Source organism: Shewanella sp. 10N.286.45.A1 (assembly GCF_041470405.1).
Classification (GTDB): Bacteria; Pseudomonadota; Gammaproteobacteria; order Enterobacterales; family Shewanellaceae; genus Shewanella.
The window spans coordinates 1-659 of sequence record NZ_JBFRMK010000166.1; the positions used below are offsets into that span (position 1 = coordinate 1).

Annotated in this window: 1 protein-coding gene; it reads right to left on the reverse strand. The window is 38.1% G+C overall.

Annotation, left to right across the window (positions count from 1 at the left end; translation table 11 throughout):
* Positions 1 to 14 precede the first annotated feature (14 nt).
* Positions 15 to 605, reverse strand: a complete 591-nt coding sequence (locus AB4238_RS13240) for a hypothetical protein (protein WP_372033855.1) — start codon at positions 603 to 605, stop codon at positions 15 to 17.
* Positions 606 to 659 lie beyond the last annotated feature (54 nt).

A 659-nucleotide genomic window follows, 5' to 3' on the forward strand; every position in this document is an offset into this window, starting at 1 on the left:
CCTATCCTTATACGTTAGCCCTGTTGCCCATTACTAGCACTAGACTCTCTCAGTTGCTTTATAGTATCTAGGTTTTCGTTATAAACGGGCTCAACAAAGTAGATGAGAGACGAAATTATTGATGATAAGTAAACGATCATTAATTTCATTGTCAGTACATGTTCAGGCTCATCAATGTTTCCATCAGGAAACCCTTTCGGCATCCGCTTATACATTGGGCATTTTGATATGGATTTAAGTAAGTCTTGATAGCGGTTTAGGTGTGGTGCCTCAGTCAATCTGCACCCCGACAAGTTGTGAGAAAAATCATTTCTAATCTTCCTCAGCAGGTTTACCTGAAAAAATAAAGCATCATCAATCAAACCCAATTGGTGAGCGAGGTTCAATTTAGCTGAAAACGTCGTAAATGCATTGCTTTCAGAACACAGTTGTTTTTTTTCATTTACAGGTAACAAAGCTTTTGTAATAAGCTTATCTAACAGTGCATCAATATTTGCTGCTCCCACGATGACGCAAGCCCTTTCACTCTCAGTCCTGATTTCGTTAAACAACTCTAGTTGTTTTTTCCCCAATTCTTCTAGATGTTCTGATTCTTCCACTTCCATTTGTAGGCACTCCATTAAAAGTTATCTTAAAAGGACTAACAGTATATTAGGCTG

Bases quoted from the DNA above. Each gene is read 5' to 3' on its own strand.
- AB4238_RS13240 (WP_372033855.1), bottom strand. From the start codon at position 605: ATGGAAGTGGAAGAATCAGAACATCTAGAAGAATTGGGGAAAAAACAA.